Source organism: Kitasatospora sp. NPDC056138 (genome assembly GCF_042264695.1).
In the GTDB taxonomy this organism is placed as follows: Bacteria; Actinomycetota; Actinomycetes; order Streptomycetales; family Streptomycetaceae; genus Kitasatospora.
On sequence record NZ_JBHJVK010000147.1, the window covers coordinates 1 to 5,339 of the forward strand.

A 5,339-nucleotide genomic window follows, 5' to 3' on the forward strand; every position below is an offset into this window, starting at 1 on the left:
GGTTGAGATGATCTTTGAAAACTAAACAAGACAAAACGTACCTGTTAATTCAAAGTTTTAAATAAATCGCACAGCGATGTGCGTAGTCAGTCAAACTACTTTATCGGAGAGTTTGATCCTGGCTCAGGACGAACGCTGGCGGCGTGCCTAATACATGCAAGTCGAGCGGACAGATGGGAGCTTGCTCCCTGATGTTAGCGGCGGACGGGTGAGTAACACGTGGGTAACCTGCCTGTAAGACTGGGATAACTCCGGGAAACCGGGGCTAATACCGGATGGTTGTTTGAACCGCATGGTTCAGACATAAAAGGTGGCTTCGGCTACCACTTACAGATGGACCCGCGGCGCATTAGCTAGTTGGTGAGGTAACGGCTCACCAAGGCAACGATGCGTAGCCGACCTGAGAGGGTGATCGGCCACACTGGGACTGAGACACGGCCCAGACTCCTACGGGAGGCAGCAGTAGGGAATCTTCCGCAATGGACGAAAGTCTGACGGAGCAACGCCGCGTGAGTGATGAAGGTTTTCGGATCGTAAAGCTCTGTTGTTAGGGAAGAACAAGTGCCGTTCAAATAGGGCGGCACCTTGACGGTACCTAACCAGAAAGCCACGGCTAACTACGTGCCAGCAGCCGCGGTAATACGTAGGTGGCAAGCGTTGTCCGGAATTATTGGGCGTAAAGGGCTCGCAGGCGGTTTCTTAAGTCTGATGTGAAAGCCCCCGGCTCAACCGGGGAGGGTCATTGGAAACTGGGGAACTTGAGTGCAGAAGAGGAGAGTGGAATTCCACGTGTAGCGGTGAAATGCGTAGAGATGTGGAGGAACACCAGTGGCGAAGGCGACTCTCTGGTCTGTAACTGACGCTGAGGAGCGAAAGCGTGGGGAGCGAACAGGATTAGATACCCTGGTAGTCCACGCCGTAAACGATGAGTGCTAAGTGTTAGGGGGTTTCCGCCCCTTAGTGCTGCAGCTAACGCATTAAGCACTCCGCCTGGGGAGTACGGTCGCAAGACTGAAACTCAAAGGAATTGACGGGGGCCCGCACAAGCGGTGGAGCATGTGGTTTAATTCGAAGCAACGCGAAGAACCTTACCAGGTCTTGACATCCTCTGACAATCCTAGAGATAGGACGTCCCCTTCGGGGGCAGAGTGACAGGTGGTGCATGGTTGTCGTCAGCTCGTGTCGTGAGATGTTGGGTTAAGTCCCGCAACGAGCGCAACCCTTGATCTTAGTTGCCAGCATTCAGTTGGGCACTCTAAGGTGACTGCCGGTGACAAACCGGAGGAAGGTGGGGATGACGTCAAATCATCATGCCCCTTATGACCTGGGCTACACACGTGCTACAATGGACAGAACAAAGGGCAGCGAAACCGCGAGGTTAAGCCAATCCCACAAATCTGTTCTCAGTTCGGATCGCAGTCTGCAACTCGACTGCGTGAAGCTGGAATCGCTAGTAATCGCGGATCAGCATGCCGCGGTGAATACGTTCCCGGGCCTTGTACACACCGCCCGTCACACCACGAGAGTTTGTAACACCCGAAGTCGGTGAGGTAACCTTTTAGGAGCCAGCCGCCGAAGGTGGGACAGATGATTGGGGTGAAGTCGTAACAAGGTAGCCGTATCGGAAGGTGCGGCTGGATCACCTCCTTTCTAAGGATATTATACGGAATATAAGACCTTGGGTCTTATAAACAGAACGTTCCCTGTCTTGTTTAGTTTTGAAGGATCATTCCTTCGAAACGTGTTCTTTGAAAACTAGATAACAGTAGACATCACATTCAATTAGTAATGCAAGATATCACGTAGTGATTCTTTTTAACGGTTAAGTTAGAAAGGGCGCACGGTGGATGCCTTGGCACTAGGAGCCGATGAAGGACGGGACGAACACCGATATGCTTCGGGGAGCTGTAAGCAAGCTTTGATCCGGAGATTTCCGAATGGGGAAACCCACCACTCGTAATGGAGTGGTATCCATATCTGAATACATAGGATATTGAAGGCAGACCCGGGGAACTGAAACATCTAAGTACCCGGAGGAAGAGAAAGCAAATGCGATTCCCTGAGTAGCGGCGAGCGAAACGGGAACAGCCCAAACCAAGAGGCTTGCCTCTTGGGGTTGTAGGACACTCTATACGGAGTTACAAAGGAACGAGGTAGATGAAGAGGTCTGGAAAGGCCCGCCATAGGAGGTAACAGCCCTGTAGTCAAAACTTCGTTCTCTCCTGAGTGGATCCTGAGTACGGCGGAACACGTGAAATTCCGTCGGAATCCGGGAGGACCATCTCCCAAGGCTAAATACTCCCTAGTGACCGATAGTGAACCAGTACCGTGAGGGAAAGGTGAAAAGCACCCCGGAAGGGGAGTGAAAGAGATCCTGAAACCGTGTGCCTACAAGTAGTCAGAGCCCGTTAACGGGTGATGGCGTGCCTTTTGTAGAATGAACCGGCGAGTTACGATCCCGTGCAAGGTTAAGCAGAAGATGCGGAGCCGCAGCGAAAGCGAGTCTGAATAGGGCGAATTGAGTACGTGGTCGTAGACCCGAAACCAGGTGATCTACCCATGTCCAGGGTGAAGTTCAGGTAACACTGAATGGAGGCCCGAACCCACGCACGTTGAAAAGTGCGGGGATGAGGTGTGGGTAGGGGTGAAATGCCAATCGAACCTGGAGATAGCTGGTTCTCTCCGAAATAGCTTTAGGGCTAGCCTCAAGGTAAGAGTCTCGGAGGTAGAGCACTGATTGGACTAGGGGCCCCTACCGGGTTACCGAATTCAGTCAAACTCCGAATGCCGATGACTTATCCTTGGGAGTCAGACTGCGAGTGATAAGATCCGTAGTCGAAAGGGAAACAGCCCAGACCGCCAGCTAAGGTCCCAAAGTATACGTTAAGTGGAAAAGGATGTGGAGTTGCTTAGACAACCAGGATGTTGGCTTAGAAGCAGCCACCATTTAAAGAGTGCGTAATAGCTCACTGGTCGAGTGACTCTGCGCCGAAAATGTACCGGGGCTAAACGTATCACCGAAGCTGCGGACTGTTCTTCGAACAGTGGTAGGAGAGCGTTCTAAGGGCTGTGAAGCCAGACCGGAAGGACTGGTGGAGCGCTTAGAAGTGAGAATGCCGGTATGAGTAGCGAAAGACGGGTGAGAATCCCGTCCACCGAATGCCTAAGGTTTCCTGAGGAAGGCTCGTCCGCTCAGGGTTAGTCAGGACCTAAGCCGAGGCCGACAGGCGTAGGCGATGGACAACAGGTTGATATTCCTGTACCACCTCTTTATCGTTTGAGCAATGGAGGGACGCAGGAGGATAGGGTAAGCGCGGTATTGGATATCCGCGTCCAAGCAGTTAGGCTGGGAAATAGGCAAATCCGTTTCCCGTGAAGGCTGAGCTGTGATGGCGAGCGAATTATAGTAGCGAAGTTCCTGATTCCACACTGCCAAGAAAAGCCTCTAGCGAGGTGAGAGGTGCCCGTACCGCAAACCGACACAGGTAGGCGAGGAGAGAATCCTAAGGTGATCGAGAGAACTCTCGTTAAGGAACTCGGCAAAATGACCCCGTAACTTCGGGAGAAGGGGTGCTCTGTTAGGGTGCAAGCCCGAGAGAGCCGCAGTGAATAGGCCCAGGCGACTGTTTAGCAAAAACACAGGTCTCTGCGAAGCCGTAAGGCGAAGTATAGGGGCTGACGCCTGCCCGGTGCTGGAAGGTTAAGAGGAGCGCTTAGCGTAAGCGAAGGTGCGAATTGAAGCCCCAGTAAACGGCGGCCGTAACTATAACGGTCCTAAGGTAGCGAAATTCCTTGTCGGGTAAGTTCCGACCCGCACGAAAGGCGCAACGATCTGGGCACTGTCTCAACGAGAGACTCGGTGAAATTATAGTACCTGTGAAGATGCAGGTTACCCGCGACAGGACGGAAAGACCCCGTGGAGCTTTACTGCAGCCTGATATTGAATGTTGGTACAGCTTGTACAGGATAGGTAGGAGCCTTTGAAACCGGAGCGCCAGCTTCGGTGGAGGCATCGGTGGGATACTACCCTGGCTGTATTGACCTTCTAACCCGCCGCCCTTATCGGGCGGGGAGACAGTGTCAGGTGGGCAGTTTGACTGGGGCGGTCGCCTCCTAAAAGGTAACGGAGGCGCCCAAAGGTTCCCTCAGAATGGTTGGAAATCATTCGCAGAGTGTAAAGGCACAAGGGAGCTTGACTGCGAGACCTACAAGTCGAGCAGGGACGAAAGTCGGGCTTAGTGATCCGGTGGTTCCGCATGGAAGGGCCATCGCTCAACGGATAAAAGCTACCCCGGGGATAACAGGCTTATCTCCCCCAAGAGTCCACATCGACGGGGAGGTTTGGCACCTCGATGTCGGCTCATCGCATCCTGGGGCTGTAGTCGGTCCCAAGGGTTGGGCTGTTCGCCCATTAAAGCGGTACGCGAGCTGGGTTCAGAACGTCGTGAGACAGTTCGGTCCCTATCCGTCGTGGGCGTAGGAAATTTGAGAGGAGCTGTCCTTAGTACGAGAGGACCGGGATGGACGCACCGCTGGTGTACCAGTTGTTCTGCCAAGGGCATCGCTGGGTAGCTATGTGCGGACGGGATAAGTGCTGAAAGCATCTAAGCATGAAGCCCCCCTCAAGATGAGATTTCCCATTCCGCAAGGAAGTAAGATCCCTGAAAGATGATCAGGTTGATAGGTCTGAGGTGGAAGTGTGGCGACACATGGAGCTGACAGATACTAATCGATCGAGGACTTAACCAATTTGAATGTATGCTTACTGTTATCTAGTTTTGAGAGAACACTCTCAATGGTTTGGTGGCGATAGCGAAGAGGTCACACCCGTTCCCATGCCGAACACGGAAGTTAAGCTCTTCAGCGCCGATGGTAGTCGGGGGTTTCCCCCTGTGAGAGTAGGACGCCGCCAAGCTTTTTTATTTTATCTACCATGTTTTTGTTTATGAAGCTTATATTATTCCGCAGTAGCTCAGTGGTAGAGCTATCGGCTGTTAACCGATCGGTCGTAGGTTCGAATCCTACCTGCGGAGCCATTTATGGAGAGCTGTCCGAGTGGCCGAAGGAGCACGATTGGAAATCGTGTAGGCGCCAAAAGCGTCTCGAGGGTTCGAATCCCTCTCTCTCCGCCACTATTATTTTAAGCAAGGCCCGTTGGTCAAGGGGTTAAGACACCTCCCTTTCACGGAGGTAACAGGGGTTCGAATCCCCTACGGGTCATTATCTTCACCACCTCAGGGATATACAATCCTCATGAGGAATCCTCAAAAAGTCATAGCTCCTATACAAAAGAGTTACGCATGGCACATCCGGTGAAGTTACAGCAAGAGCCATTAGCT

Annotated in this window: 3 tRNA genes and 3 rRNA genes; all 6 read left to right on the forward strand. The window is 52.6% G+C overall.

The annotated features are described in order from the left end of the window. The first annotated feature begins 100 nt into the window (after positions 1-100). The 6 genes from ACFC1R_RS38550 to ACFC1R_RS38575 all read left to right on the forward strand — a co-directional run bounded on the left by ACFC1R_RS38550 (position 101) and on the right by ACFC1R_RS38575 (position 5,220). Positions 101-1,650 (forward strand): 16S ribosomal RNA (locus tag ACFC1R_RS38550). A 170-nt stretch (positions 1,651-1,820) separates the two neighbouring features. Next, a 23S ribosomal RNA gene (locus ACFC1R_RS38555) occupies positions 1,821-4,749 on the forward strand. A 50-nt stretch (positions 4,750-4,799) separates the two neighbouring features. Continuing rightward, positions 4,800-4,915: ribosomal RNA gene (rrf, locus tag ACFC1R_RS38560) — 5S ribosomal RNA — on the forward strand. The 16S, 23S and 5S rRNA genes sit together here with 3 tRNA genes alongside, the layout of an rRNA operon. A 46-nt stretch (positions 4,916-4,961) precedes the next feature. Next, positions 4,962-5,036: transfer RNA gene (locus ACFC1R_RS38565), tRNA-Asn, on the forward strand. A gap of 5 nt (positions 5,037-5,041) precedes the next feature. Continuing rightward, a tRNA-Ser gene (locus tag ACFC1R_RS38570) sits at positions 5,042-5,132 on the forward strand. Between the two features lie 16 nt (positions 5,133-5,148). Continuing rightward, positions 5,149-5,220 (forward strand) — tRNA-Glu (locus ACFC1R_RS38575). The last annotated feature ends 119 nt before the right edge of the window (positions 5,221-5,339 follow it).